At 52.1% G+C, this 24,880-nt stretch carries 23 protein-coding genes and 1 pseudogene; 14 read left to right on the forward strand and 10 right to left on the reverse strand.

Annotation, left to right across the window (positions count from 1 at the left end):
* Window positions 1–480: 480 nt before the first annotated feature.
* The 3 genes from KXU80_RS07845 to KXU80_RS07855 are packed head-to-tail and all read left to right on the forward strand — an operon-like array spanning window position 481 to window position 4,215.
* A complete protein-coding gene (locus KXU80_RS07845) occupies window positions 481–1,944 on the forward strand; it encodes a spore germination protein (protein WP_219837663.1) in 1,464 nt (487 codons plus the stop codon).
* 11 nt (window positions 1,945–1,955) lie between these two features.
* Window positions 1,956–3,104, forward strand: coding sequence for a Ger(x)C family spore germination protein (locus KXU80_RS07850; protein ID WP_219837664.1), 1,149 nt, complete (start codon window positions 1,956–1,958; stop codon window positions 3,102–3,104).
* Between the two features lie 7 nt (window positions 3,105–3,111).
* The gene (locus KXU80_RS07855; RefSeq protein ID WP_219837665.1) at window positions 3,112–4,215 is read left to right on the forward strand and encodes a GerAB/ArcD/ProY family transporter; all 1,104 of its coding nucleotides are present in this window, start codon (window positions 3,112–3,114) and stop codon (window positions 4,213–4,215) included.
* Window positions 4,216–5,353: 1,138 nt separating this feature from the next.
* On the opposite strand, the gene KXU80_RS07860 is transcribed toward KXU80_RS07855, so the two are convergent.
* From KXU80_RS07860 to KXU80_RS07880, 5 genes are all read right to left on the reverse strand, one after another.
* Complete coding sequence (locus KXU80_RS07860; protein ID WP_219837666.1) at window positions 5,354–5,710, reverse strand: hypothetical protein; 357 nt, start codon at window positions 5,708–5,710, stop codon at window positions 5,354–5,356.
* A 905-nt stretch (window positions 5,711–6,615) separates the two neighbouring features.
* Window positions 6,616–7,167 (reverse strand): TetR/AcrR family transcriptional regulator, encoded by a 552-nt coding sequence (locus KXU80_RS07865; RefSeq protein WP_219837667.1) that lies wholly within the window; start codon window positions 7,165–7,167, stop codon window positions 6,616–6,618.
* 747 nt (window positions 7,168–7,914) lie between these two features.
* Window positions 7,915–8,136, reverse strand: a complete 222-nt coding sequence (locus KXU80_RS07870) for a hypothetical protein (protein WP_219837668.1) — start codon at window positions 8,134–8,136, stop codon at window positions 7,915–7,917.
* A gap of 124 nt (window positions 8,137–8,260) precedes the next feature.
* Window positions 8,261–8,860 (reverse strand): NADPH-dependent F420 reductase, encoded by a 600-nt coding sequence (locus tag KXU80_RS07875; protein WP_219837669.1) that lies wholly within the window; start codon window positions 8,858–8,860, stop codon window positions 8,261–8,263.
* Between the two features lie 75 nt (window positions 8,861–8,935).
* Window positions 8,936–9,670 (reverse strand): SDR family NAD(P)-dependent oxidoreductase, encoded by a 735-nt coding sequence (locus KXU80_RS07880; protein WP_219837670.1) that lies wholly within the window; start codon window positions 9,668–9,670, stop codon window positions 8,936–8,938.
* A gap of 236 nt (window positions 9,671–9,906) precedes the next feature.
* Between KXU80_RS07880 and KXU80_RS27935 the strand changes: the two genes are divergently transcribed.
* On the forward strand, window positions 9,907–10,002 hold the full coding sequence (locus tag KXU80_RS27935; protein ID WP_258171428.1) for a TetR family transcriptional regulator: 96 nt from the start codon (window positions 9,907–9,909) through the stop codon (window positions 10,000–10,002).
* A 246-nt stretch (window positions 10,003–10,248) separates the two neighbouring features.
* Here the strand turns inward: KXU80_RS27935 and KXU80_RS07890 are convergent, their stop codons facing one another.
* Window positions 10,249–10,476 carry a helix-turn-helix domain-containing protein gene (locus KXU80_RS07890; protein ID WP_219837671.1) on the reverse strand — a complete coding sequence of 76 codons (228 nt, stop codon included), beginning with the start codon at window positions 10,474–10,476 and terminating at the stop codon, window positions 10,249–10,251.
* Window positions 10,477–11,161: 685 nt separating this feature from the next.
* On the opposite strand from KXU80_RS07890, the gene KXU80_RS07895 reads away from it, so the two are divergent.
* The 4 genes from KXU80_RS07895 (at window position 11,162) to KXU80_RS07910 (ending at window position 13,157) form a co-directional block, all read left to right on the forward strand.
* Window positions 11,162–11,488: a PadR family transcriptional regulator gene (locus KXU80_RS07895; protein WP_219837672.1), complete on the forward strand. Its 327-nt coding sequence runs from the start codon at window positions 11,162–11,164 to the stop codon at window positions 11,486–11,488.
* 1 nt (window position 11,489) lies between these two features.
* Window positions 11,490–11,897, forward strand: a complete 408-nt coding sequence (locus tag KXU80_RS07900) for a permease prefix domain 1-containing protein (protein WP_219837673.1) — start codon at window positions 11,490–11,492, stop codon at window positions 11,895–11,897.
* A 13-nt stretch (window positions 11,898–11,910) separates the two neighbouring features.
* Complete coding sequence (locus tag KXU80_RS07905) at window positions 11,911–12,546, forward strand: hypothetical protein (RefSeq protein WP_219837674.1); 636 nt, start codon at window positions 11,911–11,913, stop codon at window positions 12,544–12,546.
* A gap of 68 nt (window positions 12,547–12,614) precedes the next feature.
* Window positions 12,615–13,157, forward strand: a complete 543-nt coding sequence (locus tag KXU80_RS07910) for a GNAT family N-acetyltransferase (RefSeq protein ID WP_219837675.1) — start codon at window positions 12,615–12,617, stop codon at window positions 13,155–13,157.
* Between the two features lie 132 nt (window positions 13,158–13,289).
* Here KXU80_RS07910 and KXU80_RS07915 read toward each other — a convergent pair whose 3' ends face one another.
* Both KXU80_RS07915 and KXU80_RS07920 read right to left on the reverse strand, forming a co-directional pair.
* Window positions 13,290–14,525: an aminopeptidase gene (locus KXU80_RS07915; RefSeq protein WP_219837676.1), complete on the reverse strand. Its 1,236-nt coding sequence runs from the start codon at window positions 14,523–14,525 to the stop codon at window positions 13,290–13,292.
* 15 nt (window positions 14,526–14,540) lie between these two features.
* A pseudogene (locus KXU80_RS07920) lies at window positions 14,541–15,725 on the reverse strand (ABC transporter ATP-binding protein); the annotation flags it as partial.
* A 184-nt stretch (window positions 15,726–15,909) separates the two neighbouring features.
* Between KXU80_RS07920 and KXU80_RS07925 the strand changes: the two are divergent.
* Complete coding sequence (locus tag KXU80_RS07925; protein WP_219837678.1) at window positions 15,910–17,799, forward strand: terpene cyclase/mutase family protein; 1,890 nt, start codon at window positions 15,910–15,912, stop codon at window positions 17,797–17,799.
* Between the two features lie 258 nt (window positions 17,800–18,057).
* The gene (locus KXU80_RS07930) at window positions 18,058–18,381 is read left to right on the forward strand and encodes a helix-turn-helix domain-containing protein (protein ID WP_219837679.1); all 324 of its coding nucleotides are present in this window, start codon (window positions 18,058–18,060) and stop codon (window positions 18,379–18,381) included.
* Window positions 18,382–18,383: 2 nt separating this feature from the next.
* On the opposite strand, the gene KXU80_RS07935 is transcribed toward KXU80_RS07930, so the two are convergent.
* Window positions 18,384–20,453, reverse strand: coding sequence for a sensor histidine kinase (locus tag KXU80_RS07935; RefSeq protein WP_219837680.1), 2,070 nt, complete (start codon window positions 20,451–20,453; stop codon window positions 18,384–18,386).
* Window positions 20,454–20,560: 107 nt separating this feature from the next.
* Here KXU80_RS07935 and KXU80_RS07940 point away from each other — a divergent pair, with 107 nt between their 5' ends.
* From KXU80_RS07940 to KXU80_RS07955, 4 genes are read left to right on the forward strand one after another with little or no spacing between them, the layout of a single operon-like run.
* Window positions 20,561–21,292, forward strand: coding sequence for a response regulator transcription factor (locus KXU80_RS07940; RefSeq protein ID WP_219837681.1), 732 nt, complete (start codon window positions 20,561–20,563; stop codon window positions 21,290–21,292).
* A complete protein-coding gene (locus KXU80_RS07945) occupies window positions 21,279–22,145 on the forward strand; it encodes a class I SAM-dependent methyltransferase (RefSeq protein WP_219837682.1) in 867 nt (288 codons plus the stop codon). Before KXU80_RS07940 ends, KXU80_RS07945 begins: the two co-directional genes overlap by 14 nt.
* 1 nt (window position 22,146) lies before the next feature.
* Window positions 22,147–22,905: an RluA family pseudouridine synthase gene (locus KXU80_RS07950; RefSeq protein ID WP_219837683.1), complete on the forward strand. Its 759-nt coding sequence runs from the start codon at window positions 22,147–22,149 to the stop codon at window positions 22,903–22,905.
* Window positions 22,902–24,278, forward strand: a complete 1,377-nt coding sequence (locus KXU80_RS07955) for a CapA family protein (protein WP_219837684.1) — start codon at window positions 22,902–22,904, stop codon at window positions 24,276–24,278. Before KXU80_RS07950 ends, KXU80_RS07955 begins: the two co-directional genes overlap by 4 nt.
* A 64-nt stretch (window positions 24,279–24,342) precedes the next feature.
* On the opposite strand, the gene KXU80_RS07960 is transcribed toward KXU80_RS07955, so the two are convergent.
* Window positions 24,343–24,750, reverse strand: coding sequence for a MarR family winged helix-turn-helix transcriptional regulator (locus KXU80_RS07960; protein WP_219838925.1), 408 nt, complete (start codon window positions 24,748–24,750; stop codon window positions 24,343–24,345).
* Window positions 24,751–24,880: the final 130 nt, after the last annotated feature.

Below are 24,880 nucleotides of genomic sequence, written 5' to 3' on the forward strand. Positions count from 1 at the left end.
CGTTGCAAGCTGCGTGCTTTGCGATAATCAGATACCGTTTCTTTGTCTGGCCATCTTGTAGCAAGTATACGCCCACGTAAATCGGTAAGATCTGACTCGGGAATATGCACCTGAAAAGGCCGAATCGATGTTGAATCTGCACTTGATTCTTGTGGGATTCCATAAGAATTCGAATTCGCATTAACCGTTTTGTTCAGCGCGCCAAACGTCGTGAATTCCAGGGATAAGTGCCATAAACATAACCATACGAAACCAGAACTGGCTGCTTTTCAAATTCAAATGTTATAACGCTCCTTTCAATCGTATTTTCCACAAAGCCTGAGTAGTTATTCCACTTTATTCAAATTTATAAACCAGCGGGTACGGCGACTTTTTCTCAGGCTGATGGCTGGCATTATCGGTATATTCTTCTAATGGTTTGTGCACAATAACCCATGTTCGATTTTCAGTTGCCGAGCCGATGCAGGAGCAAATCCGTAAATGATGGAGGGTTCAACAGTGCCTAAACTTTCCGTTACCGAGCCGATGCAGGAGCAAATCCGAAATCGTATGAAGGGGGCCCCTGACTTCGTCATTCGGCAGTTCCCTCTTCGTGGATCTTCGGCTTTCACCTGCCTCTATCTATCCTCGATTGTGGAATCGGCTCTCGTAGATGAATTTGTAATCAAACCCATTCTTGCCGCCGTACCAATCGAAAAGCAAGAGGAGTACGATCTGGACGACCTGGGCTGGTTTCACCGCCACATCCCCTTCGTCCAAAACACGGAATGGTCAGATGCCGATGAAGGCATCTGTCTGCTGCTGGAGGGCCAGTGCTTGCTGATTCCAACCGTTGACCGTTTCTTAAGCTTTGACGTCAAACGCAGTGACTATCGCAGTGTAACTGAGCCTCAATCGGAAGCCACAGTACGCGGACCACGAGAAGGTTTCGTCGAAGACATCGGTCGGAACGTAGCTCTTATCCGTAAACGTCTCAAAAGTGAACATTTAGTTTTTGAACAGATGATCATCGGAACTAAGACGAAGACCAAAGTGTATTTGACCTATCTGCCCGACATAGCCTCCAATGGCGTCGTATATGAATTTCGTCGTCGGCTGCAGGCCATTCAAGCCGACAGCATTCTGGAAAGCTCTTATCTTGAAGATTGGATCCAGGACAAGACGTTATCACCATTCCCTCAACTCATCGGGACAGAACGACCGGACGCGGTGACAGGCAAACTGTTGGAAGGGCAAGTAGCTCTTCTTACCGACGGCACTCCGATTGCATTGATTGGTCCAGTGACATTTTTCCAACTTTTCTCTTCACCAGAAGATTACTACCAGAGGCCGGATATAGCCACACTTACACGATGGTTGCGATTTTTCGCGTTCATGCTCTCGATCTTCATCCCTCCTTTATACATTGCGGTGGTCACATTCCACCAAGAGCTACTACCGACTTTGCTCTTGATCAACCTGGCCGCGCAGCGGGAAGCTGTGCCTTTTCCAGCATTCCTGGAAGCGATGATCATGATGGTCACGTTCGAGATTTTACGTGAAGCCAGTTTACGAATGCCTCGAATTGCCGGTCAATCGATCTCGATCGTCGGTGCTCTTGTACTTGGCATGACCACAGTCGAAGCGGGACTCGTCTCCGCGGCCATGGTCATTGTCGTTTCGATTACGGCCATCTCCAATTTTGTGTCTCCAATATACGGCTTTGGCAATGCTCAGCGGGTCCTCCAGTTCGTATTTATGTTCCTTGCGGGCTTTATGGGGTTATACGGTATTCTGTGCGGAACATTGTTTGTTTTGGTTCATCTAGTTTCATTGAGTTCCTTCGGTGTGAAGTATATGTCTCCCCTTGCGCCTTTGCTGGTGTCAGACTTTAAAGACACTATTCTACGTGTTCCTCGGTTCTGGTTGAATCAAAAACCTCAGATGTTTTCTAGGAAAAAATAGGGGGACGAGCATTGCGAAAATTTTGGCTCTTGATCTTACTAGTCGCCTTACTTGTCTGTTCAGGATGCTGGGACAAAAAAGAAATCAACGAACTGGCAATTGTCACCTCAGTCGGCATCGACCGGGAACCGTCGACTGGCATGTATATTGCTTATTACCAAGTAATTAACCCACCGGCTCTCTCCTCCAGGCAAAGTGGCGGCTCCAAAGCGTCGGTTTACACGTATCGATTTAAGGAATATAGCTTGGGCCGGTTCATGCAGAAAACGAGCACCATGATGCCGCGTTTGCTTTTCACCTCACATTTGCAGTGCTATATATTATCCGAAGCGGTGGCCCGACAGGGAATCATTGATATTCTCAACTACTTGGAAACGACTCCCGAATGGCGCATGAATGTTTATCTGTTTGTGACGGATTCCCCTCTAAAGGCCGTAATGAACAGTTTTACGACACTCGAAAAGGTCCCCGGGCGTCATGCCACCTCGCTTGTTCGCCTTTTTTCGCGGGGGGCCTTTGCGGGGGGCGTAGAACCGATCCGTGTCAAAGACATCGTGACAGGTATGCAATTCCATTTGCCGACACTCATACCGATGATCCATTACCGCGGCAAACCGGCAGAAACTACAGAGAGAATGGAGCAGATTGACGCCAGCGAACAAGCGCCATCCTTTTTTGCGGACAGCGCGGTGTTCTTTAAAGGACGCATGGAAGGACTCTTGGACAGTCAGAATAAATACTATTTTCACATCCTGAACACGAATTATCGGAAGTTCACAGAAACGCTTAAAGTAAGCGGAAACTATGTTGACGTCGAGACGAATAATGTCAAAGTGAAACGGAAATGGGACCGATCCGCCAATCGCCTCAACATCCTCATTCATGCGGATCTCCGCATATTGAACAACCAACAGAATGCGAAATTAACGTTGGAAAACGTACACAAGATCGAAAAGACGTTTAATCGTGTCGTAGAGGATAACGCGAAGAAGATGGTAGTGTTGGGAAAGCTAAATAACTGGGATCTATTGGGTTTGCAGGATGAAGGGGCTACTTCGAATTCATGGCGGCGGACATCTGTGAATTTCACGATCACTTCTGACGTTACGATGACCGGGAACAAGAGTGATCCCTATACCAAGGAAGACAAGGAAGGATGATGAGCTTATGGAATCCGTCCGGCTCAGCGCGTGGCAGTTTCACTTATTGACGCAAATCTATGTCATCGGTACTGCGTTTATTTTGTTACCCGGCCCAATCATCGCGAGCGCAAAACAATATGGTTGGATTGTTGTCATTTGGGCGACCTTGTATGGGCTAGTGCTTGCTTTCGGATACTCGTACCTTGCTAAGCTGTATCCAGGAAAGACGCTTATTGAGATTGCTTTGCAGGCATTCGGCAAGTGGGCCGGCGGCCTCGTCTCGTTACTCTATATCGTTTTTTTCATCCAACTCGCGTCGTGGGTAACGCGCAACCTTGGCGATTTCATGCATATTAACCTCATGCCACGTACACCTATTTCTGTGTTCCATTTCATGATACTACTCTTCGCTGCGTACGCCGTGTCGAAGGGCATCGAATCAATCGCCCTGATGAACGAACTTCTGGTGCCATTCCTCTATCTTGCGTTCTGGGTTCCGGTAGTCATCATGCTGCGGGAGTGGAATTGGCATTATTTTAACTTTGCCTACCCTTTCCAGATTAGCAACGCCGTTATTCAAACTCGATACGTGTTAGCATTCCCCTTTATGGAAACAGTTGCGTTCTTGATGATCATTCCGTTCGTGCAGAGGAAAGTAAATTTCGCGTTTATTACGGGAATCACTATCGCCGGCGTAATGTTGGCCGCTTGCGTTTTTATTTCTATTGGTGTTCTAGGCGTGTATCGCGGACAGCACTTGGTTTACCCAATCTTTTCTATGTTCCGCGAAATGAGATTTACCGGTTTCATCGAGCATTTGGAAGCGATTCTGTCTGTGAATATCGTGCTGGTAGTATGTATTAAGCTTTGCATACTATTCTATTGTGCTGTTTCGGGTGTCTGCCAATTGTTCAAGATTGAGAGGCGATACACCGTCATTTATCCGATGGTGTGGGTCATATCTGCGTATTCGCTACTTTTTATGAATATCGTCGAAAATCTCGATTGGATAAAAAAATATTTGTTCGAGTACTACTCATTATTCGCTGTTGCTTTTCCCGTTCTCTTCATCGTCGTGGCCAAATGGAGAAATAATGATCAGCGGATGAAGAAGGACGGCTCTGCATGACGATTCTGGTCGCCGTTTATGCCCCAACCATCGGAATTTTTATGTGAAAACCTTGATCCATTTGAATGATGACTTGGTGGGTGACTCGGGGAAGGCGCTGACTTCATATAACTCGCTGCGGGCTTACGCCCTTGGTCTAGGCCGATGCAGAAGTGCCGAGGGTGAATTCAGCCGGACAACTCCTATGCGAGGCTAAGTCTGGCGACCCGTCCCTCCGGCGGTTAGGTGGTGCGGGTGTGTCCGGCTGAATCTACATCGAAGTTTCGTCCAGGAAAATCAGCTTCAGCACTTATTCGCCTTCGGGTGCCCAACTCTATTTGGCTTACCACAACCGTAAGAAAATGCTGGTATCTTGCCATAAGGTTGCAATTAATTATTATTCCTGCCCCCGCCGTCTCCCAGTGTTAGCCGGCTCATCAATGGACCCAGTCAAAATTGAACATGTCATCTTCGTATTTATACGACTGTATTGAGAAAATAAAGTATTAGACTGGATGTATTGTAGCCGCGCGGTTTTTTCGATATACAAACCGTCACATTCCGAAAATTAAGTATTAGACTAACCCCAAAAACGAAACAGCAGCAGCTATGGACTGAGAAAATAAAGTCCTAGACTGCTGCTGCTTTATTTAACTAACGTTCCCAATTAGCGTAATCGGCTGTTGCCGGAATTAGTCAGCGTCGCGTTGCTCTTTCCCATTAGAATTCCCGCCAAAAGATAGCATAATGAAGTAGCTAAAAATAACTTAAAGATACTAGGCGTCATGGCTAGGTAGAGACTTAAAGGTAACGACCAAAAAAAAGCGATGAACAGGATGAAACGTTTCTTAATAATCGTGCCTATTACTACAACAAATGCGGGGGCTAAAAGAAATGCTCCCGTTCTTATCATAACATCATTACTTAGTGAAGCAGAATTATATGGGTTATTGAAGTTTAGGATTAGCCATACCACTATCGTTCCTAAAGATGAAAGGATGCTAAAATATCCCCAACACCTTTTCCCTCCTAAGCAATAGTATTTTATAAATCATATGGTACCACATATTGGAAGTATTCTGCCAGTTAGCTTAATGAAAAATGGAACAGCTGCCAACGGCAAACTGCTGCATGAATCGTTGAACTATCATGTTCCCAGTTAGTTTAATTCAATCGCGACACATGCGATCTGACAATCCATCATGGGTATCTCCATTGAACATTTATAAAGTGAAACACCATTGATTTCAATATCTTCAATCGTTATCTCATGCAAGAAGAAGTCCATTTCACCTGGTTTGACAGGGACATTACCCTTCATACTTTCCAGCCAGGTGTTGATACTTACCGAAAAACAATCCCTAAAGAAAATGACCTTATCATTTTCATCATTTTCTAAATCCCCATATCTCATTTGAACTAAATGTGATACATGATCGTATGAGAAGCCCTTTAACCTAGTATCAATATAATCTGTTCCTAATTGTTCAATCAGTACCTGACTACTAGGTCTCATGCAAAATCAATCCTCTCAATTATGATCTGGTTCCCCTAAACCATTCGCTAGGAAATTAAACTATCCTGCCCGTTTAACTGAACGAAGGCTGCAGTTAGCCGGCAGCCTGATGTCGTTGTGCTATAGTACCCGTTAATTCAATAGAAAATTCAGAGCGATTTGGTCCATGTTCGTTCTTCAATGTCGCTCACTAACACCTTATAATGATCGGTTTTCTCGTACTAAGGCCACTAAGTTTACGGTAAGCTGGTCGATCTGCTCCTGGATCTGTTGTTTATAGTCCTCGAGAATCCGTCTGCGTGGAACCTACCGGGTTCTTTTCGAAATTCAACATCATGAGAAGACCGTTTACATACGTGTAATCAATTAGCGTGGCGGAATATATCAAATAAACCCGATTCAGTTTTAGAATCGGGTTTTGTTGGAAAATCGATTGCACTCCCTCAGTACGCTTTGATTTTCTAGCGAATACTCGCTTATTCGCAGGATTTCATCCCCTTTGCAATAGGATGAAGGATGTGACGAGGCCAGAACCTTCAGATTCAACTGTTAGAAGGTATCCGGGAACAGAGGCGAGGTGAATATCGCTAAATAGTTCCATATTACTGCACGTATTTCTCCACACAGTCTTTGGAGGTTTTCGCTCTCAACGGGGCATATGCCCTGTCATTCCTTCGTCACACCTATCCAAATGGTGGAGGCCGGTCTTTCTAACGGAACGGATCGGTGCCCTTTTGCGCAACGCATCCGGTACCCCGTGATCTCTTTATGAGATCCTGTGAATAAGCCAACAATCGAATTACATGAACGCTGTCAACATCGTTTTATTCAGCCTTTCCCATGACTTTTCACCCTTTCGTTGTGTTGGACAGCGTCTCTGGCCCATTTACACAGATTGCTGTATCTTATAGATCATTCATCCAGATGGCGCTCGCGATAACATTGAAAAGATGATCAGTCCGTGGCGCAAATGAAGGTTGGCCGACAAGCCAGCCGACCGCCGATATCATGGCGAACAAGTCGTCCCCATTCATATCGGCGCGCGCCGTTCCCTCGGTCTGAGCACGGAGCAATAGTCGCGCGCCCGCTGAGTGCACCGCTACGCATGTAGCGTAAAGCGCGGAGTCCGGGTCCGCGTGGGCGCTCGCCATCAAGGCGACAACGCCGCTATAGCTTTGGACGAAAGCCACCACTTCGCGAAACCAGGACACGAGCGCTTCGTCAGGTGGATTCGACGTTTCGAGTTCGCCTGCCCTCTGCGTCAGTGCCTCCAGATTCGTACGCAGCAACGCTTCGAACAAGGCTTCCCGCGTCGGGAAATGACGAAGCAGTGTGGCTAACCCGACGTCGGCCCGGCGGGCGATATCTCGCATGGACGCATCGACACCATGCTCGGCGACGACGTCACGCGCGACTGCAAGTAAATGACTGTAATTTTTTCTGGCGTCGGCTCGCATATGTTTTCACCTCACTCAAATAGCGAAAGCTTACTGTCACGTTTAGGCGTTGATTTTCCCTGCGTTCCCGATACGCGACTTTTCTCGGCATGTTATAACTTGATCTGTAAAAACCACAAAAAGATTTGTTATTGGGACATTCCATCGAAAGCTAATATGTCATTTCAGTATCAAAGGGAATGGATCTCAACTATTCTTCTAATCGGTATTGATCAATTAGACGTTACTGTATGCGCTCTTGGGCGTGGGTAGTTTAGGAAAAATTGTAATGCACAATTTATCGTTTTTAGCCTCCCGCCGGATGCGAACTCTCATTTCTTCCCAGCCAAGCGAAATTGAAACGTTAGTATTGCCCACGTAACATTATCCCTTAAAAATAGCGAATGCTAGCATGTGGTAAACCACAAGCCACGCTTTTATTATGAATCGAGGGCAGGCCGACTCCCTAAGGAGCCAGCCAGCCATGATCCAATATCAACTCCAATGTGCTACATAATCATTATATCAAATTCAATCTTCCTCGTCAGTATCTCCATAATTTCTTCCTTGGTCGTCATAGCCTTTCAACTTTTGTCCAATTACATCATTTCGCACTTGTTCACGGATGGTGTTCCAGTCGGATGCAGGTAAATTTGTTTTAAAAACCCCGAAAGATACACCAACAGTATTGGAAGTAGATTGGTAATAGGCCGTCTAGGTATGTTGCGGTTTTCCGTCGATTCTACGATCTGCTTGAATTCTTTGATTTCATACCATCGGGCAGCCGCAAGCGCGACGGGTGCAGGCCACGACCGAAGCTTCATCGTCTCGGCGTTCAAACAGCTGCGTAGCGCCTTCGCCATCGCACAGCTGGCGAAGGAGGCGAGGGCCGAGCGCCTTCGCCCGACCCTCACGCCCGACCAGGTGCGGAAACAGGAGTGTCAAGCCCATCAGCTTCCCGAGGCTGGAAGGCGTCAGACAGACCCACAAGCGCGCACACGCCAGATGATCGGCAAGTGTCTGTCTACTACCGGCGTCGCCCTCGCTTCAATCAAACTGTGGCTGCTCTTTGTCCACGAGGCAGGATCGCATCGAAATTTGCGATCACGATTCATCAGTCGAACTTTACCAAATCCTTAAAGATCAGTTGACCCCAGCTATTTCCGCGCGCCTGCACAAGTAGTCCGCCTTCAGAAAGCCCGCCAAGTTTGATCGGCGCGAAACCGAGATTTTCCGCAAGCGCACCAATCTCCGCTGCTGCGCCGTCATCGTCGCTCGCCAGGAACACGACTCTCCTGCCACCATGAACGGCCGGATCTTGGTCAAGGACGGCAGCGACCAAATGGTTGAAGCCCTTGACCAGTCGTCCACCAGTGAAGGCTTGCGCGACGAACTTGGAAGAAGGCTGTCCTCCCAGTTCCTCAGGGGCCACGCCGTAGGCATTGGTCACATCGACGATGGTCTTCCCCTGCCAGGTGGAGAGCGCCTTCGCGACATCCGGGTGCGACTCGAAACGGACAGCCAAAAAGATGATGTCCGCCTTGACGGCGTCCGCCAATTTTTTGGGAATGATCTCTGGTCCGATCGCGGCCGCAGCGGATGCAAAGCTTTCCGGGTCGCGAGTGGTTGCAACGGATACTTCGATGCCGCTTCGGGCAAACGCCTTAGCAAGAGCCTGGCCGATCTTGCCGAAGCCAATAATTGCGTAGCTCATATATTCTTCTCCTTCAGTTTACCACGCCCTACGGGCTCCGAATATCGAATGGAGTGACCGGCCGGGCGTAGCGCGTCAGATTTGCGCTAGGCCGCCGTCGACGGCGACTTCGCTGGCGGTCATGAAGCTGCTGTCCGATGATGCGAGAAAGGCGGCCACCGCCCCGATCTCCGCCGGATCAGCCATGCGCTGGAGCGGAGTCATCGAGGCGAAGACTTTTTGGCCCTCCTCGCCTAGCGATTCCTTCGCGAGTTCGGTTGCCGTCGCTCCGGGCGACAGCACGTTTACCCGGATGCCGGTGCCCTTCAGGTCCTCCGCCCAGGTGCGCGCGAGGTTGCGCACTGCCGCTTTACTCGCGCTGTAGGCGCTCATTGCCGGGGCGCCCGTGGTGCCGGCGCTCGATCCCGTTAGGATGATCGAACCTCCCTGGCCCATCAGCGGTAGCGCCTTCTGGACCGTGAAGATCGAACCCTTCACATTGGTGTCGAAGATTTCGTCAATGTGCTCAGCGGTGATCTCGCCGAGCGGAAGCTGGCTTCCCGCCCCGGCATTGGCAAAGACGATGTCGAGGGTTCCGCACTCGGACTTCACCGACGCGTAGAGTCGGTCGAGGTCGGCCAGATCGGAGACTGAGCCCTTCACCGCGCGGGCATTGGGCCCTAGTTCGGCCACAGCGGCGTCGAGCGCTTCCTGCCGGCGGCCGAAGATGAAGACCAAGGCGCCCTCCTCGATGAACCGCTTTGCTGCAGCGCGGCCGATGCCGGTAGCGCCTCCCGTGATGACTGCAACCTTACCTTCAAGCTTTCCCATGAATTTTCACCCTTTCGTTGTGTTGGACAGCGTCTCTGGCCCATTTGCACAGATTGCTGTATCTTACGGATTTCACTGACCCAGTTACCGAATACCGCATTCGGATCAGTGGTTCAAATATAATGGATCAGTGATCCATTTGTCAAGGCATCATGCGAACCGACGCCAGAAAAAATTACAGTCATCTACTTGCAGTCGCGCGTGACGTCGTCGCCGAGCATGCTGTCGATGCGTCCATGCGAGATATCGCCCGCCGGGCCGACGTCGGGTTGGCCACACTGCTTCGTCATTTCCCGACGCGGGAAGCTATTTATCTGTCCAACTTGCTGTAGCCGTCCCATATAATCATATTTAGCTTTCAAATGACTAGCCTCATCCACGGGGGGGGCTCTATATAATTCCAACCGAAACCCTCTGTTAGAAAACATATCCGAACTCCACTCTCTTTTTTGATCTTGAATAATGCTACTTATAACCGGAGTTGAGTCAATATGGTTTTGAAGCGTTTTAATTGAACCGTTGCAATATCCGAATCACTCATCAGCATGTTGCTTGAGGTTGTGCTCGCAATCTTATATTTATCGATCCGCCACCGCTTGAAGCTTCAGTTCAGCGTTGTAACTTTGATTATGCGTACGACGCTCGAGCCCTTCATAGCCATAGAGCTTGTACCGACGCTGCCATTTCATTAAAGATGTTTTATTAATTCCGTACTTTTTTGCTGCGGCTAGGAAACCCAGTTCCCCTTTTGAAACTGCTTCGAGAATCGCGAGTTTCTCAACCGCGCTATATTTTCCTATAGACATAAAAAGCTCCCCTTACAGTAACAGGTTTTTATTATTTCACCTGTCCACCGTATGGGGAGCATATCATCCTCTGGTTGCCCTCTTTCTTGTTAGTAAGGTGTAGAACAATACTTTATTGTAATGAATCAGCACGTATTATTTGCCGAAAAGTCAAGTACTTCTTCTGGGCACTGAATACCGATGGCACACGGTCGTTGCTGGCGATATGGTCGATATCCCTGGAGACGTAAACCACGCTTGGAATAATACCATAGAACGACACTTTGATGATGAATCAAAACAAAAAAGGAGGATTTTTCAAAAAACTCGACCGGCCGAAATCGTTCCACCGGGTCCTCCTTCTCCAAAAGTGTTGCAGCGTTTTCTTCAATTTACCCTGGCGTACGGTTATTGGCTCGGAACGCCAGACGATAATGCTTCAATCGGAACTCGCTCGGTTAATCATCGTATTGCTGTATAAATCGAAAAGCGGTTGAGTAGGATAGGTTCATCCTTCTCAACCGCTTTCTATTTCACTTTATTGCGTGCGCTCATTCCATTCAACGAATCTTACGACGGTCCAATGGAGCAGTGACTGCGCTTTCAATTTTCTGCAACCGCAATATCAGACAGAACTCTATCAGATAGAGCACTATGTGACAGAGCAATTACTTCAGCTTATTTTCAGGGAACAGGAGGAGTATGCATGATCCGAAGCGATATCATCCGCGGCCATCTCGATGCCATTATTTTGCGGTTGATCTATGAGGAAGACCGTTACGGATACGAGATTTCCAAAGAAATCAGCGTCCGGACCGACGACCGGTTCCAAATTAAAGAAGCGACGCTCTATGCGGTTTTTCAACGGTTGGAACGCAAGGAGCTGATTGAATCGTACGTCGGTTACATCTCGCACGGCGGCAAACGGCGCTACTACAAGACCACCAAGCTCGGCAGGGCCTACCTCAAGGAAACGGTGGAAGAATGGAACGAAATCAAAGAAATCGTCAATATATTCATGGAGGGACTCTAAGATGAAGAAGATTAAGACGCATGTAGAAGAATGGTTCTCGGATATTCCGGAGAGCGAATCGAAACAGGCTATTCAAGAGGAAATTATCCAGAACCTGGAGGAGAAAGTGTTTGACCTCGTAAGGAGCGGCAAATCGGAGGAGGACGCCATCAACAAGACGATCGTCGAGTTCGGAGATATTTCGGATATCAAGCAGGAGCTCGGCGTGAAGGACGGCAAGCCCGCCTCCTCGCGCAAACAGTTCGGACTGCATCTCGGCTTCTCGCTCTGGGGCAGCGGCCTAATTATTGCGCTGTTTCTGTTCATCAACGTCTATTACACCCCGGATGTCATCTGGTTCGTCTATCCGACCTTTGCCGTAGCCTGGTGGCCGCTTGTCATGTTCTATAAGTGGCTGGGCTGGAAATAAGGAGGCGATTCCTATGCGCAATCACCGCGTTGCCTTTGCCGTATCCGGAAGCCTCATGAGCATCTTCTTCCTCATTCTTGTGAACCTATTGACTTCGCCCGGCATCATTTGGTTTATCCATCCGGCTTTCGCCCTGATTCAGTGGCCAGTCGCGATCTATTTCGCGAATAACGGCAGGTTCAAAGCTTATTCCATGGTTTCGACGGCGCTCATCCTTCTCTATTTCGCCTACGAAAACATCGCCCACAGTCCGAATGTGCCATGGATCCTCTATGCGGGCTTCGCCGTCATCTGGTGGCCGATCTTCATGTACGCGGGCCGTTTCGCACGCACGCTCGCAATGGCGCTCGCGGGCAGCTTCTGTATCATCCTTTACTATGGGATGCTGAACATCTTGCTGTCGTCGCAATTTCCATGGATCATCTTCCCTGCCTACGCCTTGCTTTGGTGGCCGATGTCTATCTACTTCTCCCGCAGCAGAGAATGGTTCACCTTTGCCTTATGCGCGTCGCTGCTCACCAGCGCCATGTTCATTGCGGTCAATGCGGTCACGTCGCCGAACGCGATCTGGGCGATCTATCCGATCTTCGCGATCATATGGTGGCCGCTCAGCATGTATTATTACGTGAATCGCAAAAGAGCCGTTTGAACCAGCAGACGGCATGATGGTACAATAGGAGCCTGTTCATCTATTCCATCGTAAACGGAGACGACACCATGCTGAATTATATTCTTCATCACGATCACGCAAACGCGCGCATCACCGCCGCACAGGCGAAGCCGGATGACGCGCCAGCCGTCATGGAGCTGCTCGTCGGCGCAGCCAGATGGCTGCAGAGCACGGGTTCGACGCAGTGGAGCGCACTTCTATCCGGCGATGACCATCATAACGTCGTGGGCCATATCGAGAAAGGCGAGCTGTTCATGTTCAAGGACGGCGCCAAACTGGCAGGCATCGTGCTGCTCATGCAAACACCCGGCGATTGGGATCTCGGCCTATGGGGACCGGACGGCCATGAGCCTAACGTGTACCTTCACCGGCTTGCCATTAACCGCGAATACGCCGGCCAAGGGCTCGGTGCGGATATGGTGCACTGGGCGGAAACGGGCATCTCCTTTCCAGGCAAGTCGACGATGCGCCTCGACTGCATTGCCAGCAATCCGAAGCTGAACGCCTTCTACAGCGGACTCGGCTATACGTATAAGGGCACGTCGCCTACAGGATTCTGCCTGTACGAGAAGCAGCTAGCTGCGAACTAAACGACGTAAAAAAAGCATGCGGACGTTTCATTAATCCGCATGCTTTTTTTCAGTTGTGCGGCGGTATCACCCGCTGCTTCCTGTCCTCCACGACCTCCAATCGCATGACGCGTGGAGAGCCTGAACGATGATTTAGAACGCCCAATTGCCGCAACGGAACAACGGCTCTGCCGTGCCATCCTGGCGAATGCCATCAATGTCCAAATCCGAAGTGCCGATCATGAAGTCGACATGCGTCAGACTGTGGTTTAATCCCCGCGCGAGCTGCTCTTCCTTGCTCATGGACAAACCGCCTTCCAAGCAAAACGGAAACGCGAAGCCGATGGCCAGATGGCAGGCTGCGTTCTCGTCGAACAGCGTATTGTAGAACGTGAGATTCGTATCGGATATCGGCGACTTGAAGGGCACAAGCGCGATTTCGCCCAAATAATGCGAGCCGTCGTCCGTTTCGATCAAGCTTCTCAGCGCTTCATAGCCTTGTTCGGCTTCATACGCCGTAATGCGGCCATCCGTAAACGTAATGGCGAAACGGTCAATCAAGTTCCCGTTGTAGCTGAGCGGCTTGCTGCTCACGACCTTGCCATTAATGGCCGTACGAAGCGGCGACGTGAACACTTCCTCAGTCGGCATGTTCGGAATAAACAAGTTCCCCTGTGCGTTCTTCGTTCCCGCACTGACCCAGATATGCCCTTCCGGCAGTCCGATCGTCACATCGGTGCCGACCGCGTTGCGGTAACGAAGCTCCATGTACTTGCGTTCATTGAGTCTGCCTGCCTTGGAACGCAAATTATCGGCATGACTCCGCCATGCCTCCACCGGATTCTCGTCGTCGACGCGTACTGCGGCAAAGATCGCTTCCCATAATGCGTCAACCCGCTCGCTTTCCGGCAGCGTAGGAAAAACCTTATCCGCCCAAGCATCCATAGGAACCGCGACGATTGACCAGGCTACCTGATTGTTCAGCGTGAATTTGCGGAACGGCTGCATCGCCATCTGCTGCGACTTGGTCATGAGACCAATGCGTTCAGAATCGATGCCGCTTAGTAAATCCGGATTCTCGGCAACGACCCATAAGAATGCCGCGCCTTCTTCCGCCATCTCGGCCCGCCCATTGGCATGCCAAGCGGGATAGCTCGACAGACCTTCCTGCGGCGACTGCTGAAGACGCGTGCGCGTCACCTGCTCGTCGCTCCAATCCACATGCACGTATGGGGATCCGATCCCGTAGGCATGCTTGACGACCTCGCGCACGAATTCAGCCGCCGTAATCGGCGCAATGATGTACAGCTTCTGACCTGGTTGAATATTGACGCCAACTTCAACGGCAAGCGCTGCATATTGGGCCAAACGCTCTTGAAACGTTCTCATGGGCTGAGCCCCTCCTTAGGATTGGAATTGTGCTTGATGCAATCTGCTGTAATGACCGCCCGCAGCAAGCAGCTCCTCATGCCTGCCCTGCTCGGTTACGCCTTGCTCTGTGACGACAATAATGCGATCCGCATTCTTGATCGTCGCAAGCCTGTGGGCAATGATAAGCGTCGTCCTACCTTGCGACAGCTCGGCGAGCGATTGTTGAATCGCCGATTCCGTCTCCGTATCGAGCGCGGAGGTGGCTTCATCAAGAATCAGTATGGGCGGATTCTTCAAGAACATCCGCGCGATGGCGACGCGCTGCTTCTGACCGCCGGAGAGCTTCACGCCCCGTTCGCCGACGATCGTGTCCAGTCCGTCAGGAAGCGAGTGAACGAATGCTTCCAGCTGCGCTCTTCGAGCCGCTGACCAAATCTCCTCGTCACCTGCGTTCATCTTGCCATAAAGAATATTATCCCGCAGCGTACCTGAGAACAAGAAGACATCCTGCTGAACGATGCCGATGCCTTTGCGCAGAGACACGAGCTTCATGTCTCGAATGTCGTGCCCGTCGATGGAGATACTGCCTCCGGTTACATCATAGAACCGCGGGAGCAAGCTGCACAGTGTCGTTTTTCCTGCGCCGGAAGGCCCTACGAAAGCGATCGTCTCCCCTTGGCCAATCGATAGATTGATGCGCTCGAGAACTTTGGCTTCGTTCTCGTAGCCAAATGAAACATCGCGGAAGACAATATCGCCGCGCAAATTGCCAACAGTCACGGCATTGGGCCGATCCGCAACCTCGGGCTCCGTATCCATCAGCTCCGCGTAACGCTTAAAGCCAGCAAAGCCTTTGGGATAGCTCTCGATAACCGCATTGATTTTCTCGATCGGACCGATGAATACGTTCGCGAGCAAGAGGAAGCCGACGAATCCGCCCGGGGACAGCTCGCCCCGGATGACGAACCAGGTTCCGCATACCATGACGAACAACGAAACGAGCCGCTTTAGGAAATAGTTAATGGATGAGTTAAACGCCATAATTTTGTATGACATGAGCTTTGAGATGCGGAAGCGCAGGTTATTGACCTGGAACTGCTCTTTCTCGAACGCTTCGTTGCCGAACGCCTGCACGACCCGCATCCCGCCTACATTGTCTTCGACGCGGGCATTGAAATCCCCGATGTCCGAGAACAGCTGATGAAACGCCTGGGTCATGCTATGAGAACCATTTTCATCATATAGAGTTCAAAGAAGAATGTCCATGAAATCCGCACAATCTTCAACGATTGAACAGCCGATTCCATCATGAATGACGAGACGCCGGTCATAAACTACCGTGAACGCCAATTTCGATCAAACGGCGAAATGGCTATTCCATTCGAGGCAGGTGTTCGTTACTATGCGGGAACGCATCCAATCCGGCATTGATGGTCTCACGCAGCACTTGCTGCAGACGCAAGCGAGTGACGGCAGCTGGCGCATGGGCTTCATCGAAGGCGGTACATCCATGGATGCCGCCGCGATCATGCTGCTGCAGAGCGCCGGGATCGGCAGACCGAAGCTGGTCCGCGACTTAGCGGACAGAATATGGGCCAAGCAATCCGCTGACGGCGCATGGCGCATCCACCCGGATGAGCAGGCTGGCCACGCTTCAGCAACGGCGGAATGCTACATTGCCCTTCAATATGCAGGCGTATCGCCGGATGAGCCTCGTATGAAGCGCGCGGCGGATGCATTTGCGGCGCTTGGCGGCTTGTCTGGCATCAATTGCCTGCTCACCAAGTTCCTGCTGGCGACGATCGGCCAATACGACTGGCCGCGCTGGTTTCCGATTCCGATCTCCATCATGTTGCTCCCGCAAGCTTCGCCGGTTCATTTCTATCAATTCTCGGGCTATGCCCGCGTTCATATGGCCCCGATGCTGCTGATTGCCCATCTGAAGCCTGATTTCAAGCTTTCCTCCATCCGCCCGCTCCCCGAGGCGGCTAGGCAAGCGATGAATGTGAGCTCGATTCAACAGAACTGGGACGCACATTTCAGACCGCTGCAGCCTGAAGAATTCGGCAATCGGTGGAAAGAACTGTTCAGCATCCCCTCAGAGCTGCAGGCGCGTGCCGTGAATCGGGCTGAACGCTATATGCTGGAACGAATCGAACCGGACGGCACGCTCTACAGCTACGCGAGCACGACGATTCTGATGGTTCATGCGCTTCGGGCGCTTGGCTTGACCAACGACCATCCGTTGATTGCAGATGCCATCCGCGGACTTGAATCCCTCTTGTTCTTGGACGCCAAGCATGGCCGAACCATGCAAATCACGACCTCTACCCTATGGGATACCGCGCTGATCAGCGGCTCGCTCCAGGCTGCCGGCTTGCCTAGCCGTCATCCCGCGCTTCAAAGTGCCGGACGCTACATCCTTGACCGGCAGCATGAGAAGCTGGGCGACTGGAAGCTTAATGTGAAAACGCCGACTGCTGGCGGATGGGGCTTCTCGGACGTCAACACGCGGAATCCCGACGTCGACGATACGACCGCCGCTCTTCGAGCCGTGCAGCAGCTGGAGACGCCTACTGCTCGCCATGCCTGTGATCTTGGTCTTCAATGGCTGCTGTCCATGCAAAATTCAGACGGCGGCTGGGCGGCTTTCGAACGCAACATCAATAACCCGCTGATCAGCTGGGTGCCCTTGGATGGCGCGGAGGATGCCGCAACCGACCCGTCAACGCCCGATCTGACCGGGCGGACCTTGGAATATCTCGGCCGCCATGTCGGACTGACGAGCAAGCAGCCGTTCGTTCGCCGCGCTGCCGATTGGCTGTTCCGTCATCAAGAGCCGGACGGATCTTGGTATGGTCGCTGGGGCGTTTGCTACATCTACGGCACTTGGGCCGCGCTTACCGGCCTGCTCGCCGTACAGGAGTCGGCTCGCCATCCGCAAATCCAGAAGGCAGCAGAATGGCTCTTATCCATTCAACTTCAGGACGGCGGATTCGGCGAATCCTGCAGCAGCGACCGCCATAAGCAGTTCATCCCGCTTCCTTATGGAACACTGGCCCAGACCGCATGGGCGCTGGATGCGCTGACGGCGGTCCACGAGCAGCCGCTGCCCGCCATGGAGCAGGCTTGCGATTTCCTCCTTCGCCATCTGGGGCAGGATGGCAAAGCCGCTGCTTATCCAACTGGAGCCGGACTGCCCGGCTACCTCTATTCGCGTTACGACAGCTATGGCAAGGTGTGGCCGCTGCTTGCGCTCGCCAATTACCAGAATAAGTTCGGCGGGAATTGAACGGCCTGAAAATAAAAAAAACGTCCCAGGCAGTAATACAGCCGGGAACGTCTCTCTTACAGAAGCTTCTCTTTCAACAGTTATATCTAGCTCCGGCATATACGACATTCAAGGCATTTCGGGTCACTTGCTTATCCTATATTGCTACATTTTTCTTGACAATGATACACTTTGTATCATAAATTAGTAGAAGGGACCTCACGAAACCCGTTTGGACTCGTACGAAAAAGGCTAGATTGACGTAAGGAGCTAGAAACCATGACGATGGGAGATCGCTTAAGAGAACTTCGGCTTCGGAAGAACATCTCACAAGAAGAAGTCGCAAGACAAATTGGCATTACGAGATCCGCCTACAGCCATTATGAAATCAATAACCGCCAGCCTGTCTATGAAACGTTGAAAAAACTGGCTGTCTTGTTCAACGTTTCGCTAGACTACATTATCGGCGGAGAGCCTGTTAAGCCGGATACGCCAGTGACCCCTGAAGCGATCGAGATTATCCGCCTTCTCAACAGCATGGATCAAGAACGGCGGAAGCAATCCATCGACCGGATGATGGCGTTCCTCAAACAGGTCGACTGATGTTACTTTACGATGACCGGCAGCATGAACCATACCATCGTGCCTTTCTCCAGCGTGCTGACCACGCCGATGGAGCCGCCGTGTGCTTCAACGATTTCCTTGGCAATTGCAAGTCCGAGGCCGCTGCCGCCTTCGGCGGAATTGCGGGACGCTTCTTTCTTGTAAAACCGGTCAAAGATAAAAGGCAGATGCTCTTCTTCGATTCCGCTGCCTGTGTCGCTGACGGTAACGACCACTCGCTTCGAAGCTGCTTCGACGAAGAAAGAAAGCGCTATCTCCCCGCCTTTAGGCGTATGCTTGATGGCATTGTAGATGACATTTGCCAGCACTTGGTCCATGCGAGGCAAATCCAGGCTCAGCCGGATGCGGTTCTGCTGCTCCATTTCATGCGCATGCCCCTCTTGCGGCGTATGCTCGCTGTGGAAGTCGCAGCTGAACCGCAAACCGCTGCTGATGACGTCGATCTCATACAAGTCATGCAGCTGCTGAATCCACTGCGCAAGCGATACTTCCGCAAAATCAAACCGCGTCTGACCCGCCTCCAGCTTTGTCAGCTCGAACAGATCGTGAATCAGCCTGTTCAACCCGCCAACCTTCCCAAGCATCATGCGTATGTAGAGCTGCTGCTGCTCCTCTGATTTGACGACCCCGTCCTGGAAAGCTTCCAAGTAACCCTGCAGCAGCGTTATCGGCGTACGCAAATCATGGGATATGTTCGTCATCAGATGACGCCTCGATGTTTCCGACCGCTGCAAATCCCTATTCGTCTGCGCAAGGGTCTCATTCGCCTCGCTCAGCGCTTCCGTGCGTTCCTCGATGCGTTCCTCCAAATGCGTGTTCAACTCACGAAGCTCGTGAGATACATGCTCTACCTGGTATAAAGCGATGGAAAACCGTTTAGAAATAATAAAAGACTGCATCAGCATGAAGAAGAACAAGCCGAGCGGAACGAGCTGCGCATAGACGAGCCATTCATTATAGAACAGCATGTCGTTCATGACGGTCACAACAAATACGGCTACCCCCGCCAGCACGAAAGTAGAACCGATTCTCCGGCGGTATTTGGCCATGATGAGCACACACAGCGTATAGAGGCTTACCGAGACGACAAACAGTTGAAAGACCGGCAGCAATCGGGAGTAAACAATAGCCGGGCAGACGAGAACAAATACGCAGAGCGCAAGTCCGATCCCGACGACTAGGCGTATGACCTTCCTTGAGGCGTCGAGCGGAAAGAGCCGGTACACGTACAAATAGCCCGTTACGGCGCTCAGCGCGAAAGAGATGTATTCGATCTTGAGCCCGCCTTCCCACGGAATGGGAAACAGCTGCAGCAAATAGTTCTCGCCCGTAACGCTTGCCCTCGCCGCAACGAATAGACACAGTAGGCCAAAATACATCGTGAACTGCTCCTGCCTGCGGAACGCGTACAACCCGATATGATAGACGCCGATAATGATGAGACTGCCGAGGATGAGCATCTCCTGAGCCGTCGTTTTCATTTGCCCGTCGACGATGGAATCGCTGTCGCCCATCTGAATCGGTACCCAGATGCCGCCTTTGCGATGCTGGTAATTCGATACCTGTATCAAAATGTCCACCTTGCTCGTATTGGCGTCGAATGAAACGATGCGCGGATATTGCTGCGGCACCGATGTGCTGCGGCTTGTCCCTACTTGCCCCTGTACCGCCGCCAGCTGGCCGTTGATCCAAAGCTTGTAGCTGCTGAATATGTTCGGCACGCGGAGCGCCAGTACACGGTCATACGGCGTCAGCAGCACCTTCAGCTTATAGGTGGCGTAGCCTTGGCCGCTCTTTAGGCCAAAGCTTCCATTATAACTGTTCCACGAGCGCGGCACCATGACATGCCTTTCGTCTGCCTGACCCTTCGTATCGCCCGGCGCCAGCAGCTGGCCTCCGTAGAAGGACCACTGCCCCGACAGGTCAATTTGTCCATCGCCCGCGAAAGACCAATTGCGTAAATCTATGATGCCCCCTTTCGCGACGGGATCTGGCTTGCCATCCTGGACTGTGCAGCCGGACAGGAGAAGTATGGGAATGAGTATGAGCATGAATAGTGCGAATAAGCGGCGAATAACGGAACCCTCCTGAAAAACGTGGATTGCTCACCCCTCCCTCCATTCGCTATAATAGTTCGAGGGAAGAGGGGGAACGGAAGATGTCTGGGAGTAATATTTTGGTCGTAGATGATGAAGCCGATATTACTGAGTTAATCCGCTTATATATGGAGCGCGAAGGGTTTGTCGTCGAGACGACGGACAACGGTGAAGATGCTGTCGAGCTGACCGCCGCGCTGAAGCCGGATCTCGTCATATTGGATATCCAGTTGAAGCAGATGGACGGATTTGACGTTTGCAAGCAAATTCGGAGCATGTCCGACGTTCCCATCTTATTCATCAGCTGTAAAAGCGACGATACTGACATTATACATGGTCTCACGGTAGGCGGCGACGATTATATGACGAAGCCGTTCAGCCCGAGTCAGCTGGTGGCGCGCGTCAAAGCGCATCTCCGCAGGCAATCCGTTTACGATCGGCAGCGACCCGGCGACCGTGCATTCGACGAGGTGCTTCGCTTCGACGGCCTCGTGATCGATCTGCCGGCGCGAAGCGTGCATGTCAGGGACAAAGAAGTCTTCCTGTCCGCCAAAGAGTTCGAGCTGCTCGTCCGCCTGGCCAAAACGCCGAATCGCGCGTTCGCCTTGGATGATCTGTATACGGTCGTATGGGGCCATGACAGCATGGGCGACACCCGCACGCTTATGGTGCATGTCAGCAATTTACGCAAGAAGATCGAACCTGACCCTGCCAATCCGATGTATATCGTAACGGTGCGCGGCGTCGGGTACAAATTCAACATCAAGGAAGGAAACACCTATGTACAACGCTGATTTATGGAAAGATTACGAACTGCTCGACACCGGAAATGGTGAGAAATTAGAACGTTGGGGCTCCTACGTCCTCCGTAGGCCAGACCCGCAGGTGATTTGGCCGATCGCCAATGAAACAGGACGCTGGACAACGGCCGACGGCCACTACCACCGGAGCTCATCCGGCGGCGGAGAATGGGAATTCCGCACGAAAATGCCGGACCGCTGGTCCATCTCTTACGGCGAGCTGAAATTCCACATAAAGCCGACCAGCTTTAAGCACACTGGCTTGTTTCCCGAACAGGCCGTTAACTGGACTTGGATGATGGATAAGATCCGAAATGCGGGCAGACCGGTCCGCGTCTTGAATCTATTCGCTTATACCGGCGGAGCTACCGTTGCCGCTGCTGCAGCCGGGGCAGAAGTGTGCCACGTCGATGCCGCTAAAGGCATGGTGCAGTGGGCGAAGGAAAATGCCGAGCTGTCCGGGCTTGCCACTGCTCCCATCCGCTACATAACGGACGATGTGTTCAAATTCGTGCAGCGCGAGGAGCGCCGCGGCAAACGCTACGACGCGATTATTATGGATCCGCCTTCCTACGGACGCGGACCAAACGGGGAAATGTGGAAGCTGGAGCAGAACCTGTTCCCTTTCCTTGAATTCTGTTCGACGATTCTGTCGGAGAATCCGCTGTTCGTGCTGGTGAATTCCTATACGACGGGTCTCTCTCCTACCGTCCTTCACAATATGCTGCACATGACGGTAGGCCGCAAATTCGGAGGCACCATCCACAGCGGTGAAATCGGTATTCCGATCACGGCTTCGGGACTGACGCTGCCATGCGGCATACTGGGCCGCTGGGAGGGCAAATAACATGGCTGGAGATCACGGGGCGGCTCCAGCCCCGCTCCTTCCCGTGCTCTACGAGGATAATCATCTGCTCGCGGTGGTCAAGCCGCCGGGCATGCTCTCGCAGGGGGATGAGACCGGCGAGTCCGATATGGTCACCCTGCTGAAGGAAGACTTGAAAGCACGATATAACAAGCCCGGCAATGTCTATGTCGGGCTTGTCCATCGTTTGGACCGTCCTGTCGGCGGCGCAATGCTGTTCGCCAAAACGTCGAAGGCCGCCTCGCGTCTCTCGGAGTCCGTTCGAAGCAGAGCCTTTGGCAAGACCTATGTTGCCGTCGTTCACGGCGCTCCGGCAGCCGATTCCGGGCGTCTGCGCCACTTTTTGCGCAAAGACGCCGCGCGCAATATCGTCACGGTCCATCCCAAGCCTGTTCCCGATGCCAAGGAGGCGATCCTCGACTATGCGGTTGTGGCAAAGCATGGGCCTTTCTCGCTCATTGCCGTGAAGCTGCTCACGGGCCGTTCGCATCAAATTCGAGCGCAGCTTGCATCGATCGGCTGCCCGCTCGTATATGACCGTAAGTACGGCGCTCCTCCCGTTCAAGGCGAGCAGGACATCGCGCTATGGTCGACCGCTATCGGCGTCGCGCATCCCGTCACGAAGGAATGGCTGACCATCCTTTGCCCGCCGCCGGCGACTGAGCCTTGGACTCGCTTCAGCGCAGCGGATTATGAACGCTCGCGGACGCTGCTGCCTGATGAAGGAAGTGGCCGCCGATGAGACGAATCCTGCATCTGTTCAAGCAAGGGCTCGCGCCGCTGCTCCTCAGCTTGGTGCTGCTGCTTGGCGGCTGTACATCGGATCCGCATCTTGATCCTTCCCCGCCTGAACCGGCGGCAGGTCAGGACGAACCTGTCAAATCCGCTCCTGCAGACGTGCCCTCCGCGAACAACGGCAGTACGGGGAATGACCCTGACCAACAGGGGAATGACATGGACCAACCGGTTGACGGTGGTACCGATAACAATCCGGCTCCCGCCGATCCGAATACCGGCACCGAAGCACCGCCCCCGGATGCCGGGCATGGCTCGGCGGATGCCGAATGGGTGGCCGTCGGCGACATTATGATGCATACGCCTCAGCTTCCGGGTGCCTTCGACGAAGCCGCGCAGCGGTATGACTTCAAACCCTGGTTCACCGATGTGAAGCCGATTCTGGAGCAGGGTGACTGGACGCTCGGAAACCTCGAGACGCCCATAGCCGGCAAAGCGCTGGGATTATCCGGATTCCCTCGCTTCAATGCGCCGGCAGAACTCGGCGACGCGCTGAAATATGCCGGATTTACGACGGTGACGAATGCGAATAACCATGCGATGGACCGCGGCGCGAAAGGCATCGCGATGACGCTCGAGAAGCTGCAGAAGCTCGGCTTCGATACGAAAGGCACGGCCCGTTCAAAGGCTGAAGCCGATAAGCTCACAATCGTGAAGAAGCACGGAATCGCCATGGGCTTGCTGGCATACACGTACGGAACGAACGGAATCCCGCTTCCTAAGAACCAGCCTTATGCGGTTTCGTTGATCGACGAAGCGGCCATCATTCGCGACATTGGTCGCCTCCGCGAGGCCGGCGCGGATTTTATAACGGTATGCCTGCATTTCGGTATCGAATACCAGACGATGCCTAACGATGCCCAGAAGACGCTGGCCAGGAACCTCATTGCGGCAGGTGCCGATATTATCGCGGGCTCGCATCCTCATGTGGTACAGCCCTATGAGCTGGCGGAAGTTACAGAGCCGGACGGCTCCGTACGGAAGGGACTTATCATTTATTCGATGGGCAATTTCATTTCCAATCAGCGGGGCAGCACAAAGGATTACGGCGTCATTTATAAGGTACACATTCACAAGGACAACACTTCAGGCTTGACTTCGATCGGCAGCGTCAAGGCGATTCCGACCTGGGTGCACCGCGTGCTGGTCAAAGGCGTCAATCACTATACGGTGATGCCGGTTCAAGCTCTGCTGGCATCCGCGCCTCTTCAAGACCTCAAGGCTTCGGATTACAGCGCGATTAAGAGCACGTACGCCCAGCTGACTAAGCGGATCGAATCCATGCTAGCGAAGCCCGTGCAGCTCCAAGCCGCGCCATAAACAACAAACAACCGCCCCTCCTGCGTCAATAGGAGGGGCGGTTTCTATGTTCATGTGCTGCCGATTAGGAATTCGCGACCTTGCCGAGCAAGTAGACGAGAAGCTGTTGATTGTGTGACGAAATACGGTCAAGCGCTTCGCTGATATAGGCGTCGCGAATACCAACACCGCGTGAAGCTTCCGATAGTCCCTTCTCCGTCACCGTCACCCAGACGATCCGGCGGTCGCTTTCGTCCCGTTTCCGCTCAACGAGTCCTCCGCGCTCCATGCGGTCCAGAAGCGTCGTTATGGCCGCCGGCGTGGTCTCCAAATAAGCCAGCAAATCCGATGGTTTCATCGGTTGATGCTGCAGCAGCAGCTCCAGTACGACAAGTTGTCCTTCTGTTAGATTCGGCGCCAGCTCATCCTCCAAATGCGTCTTCCATTCCTTCGTCATCTTCATCCACAATCGGGCAAATTCCGTAGAAACGATGACTCTCACCCGCCTTCTGTCCGATTTATGCTCATACCTTATTATACCATGTGCAAATGTCGAATTTAAGGTTAATGCAGTTAATATTTTGTCCGCCTAAACGCTATAAAAGAGAACCATTTGACAGGTT

It is taken from the genome of Paenibacillus sp. R14(2021), from assembly GCF_019431355.1.
Classification (GTDB): Bacteria; Bacillota; Bacilli; order Paenibacillales; family Paenibacillaceae; genus Paenibacillus_Z.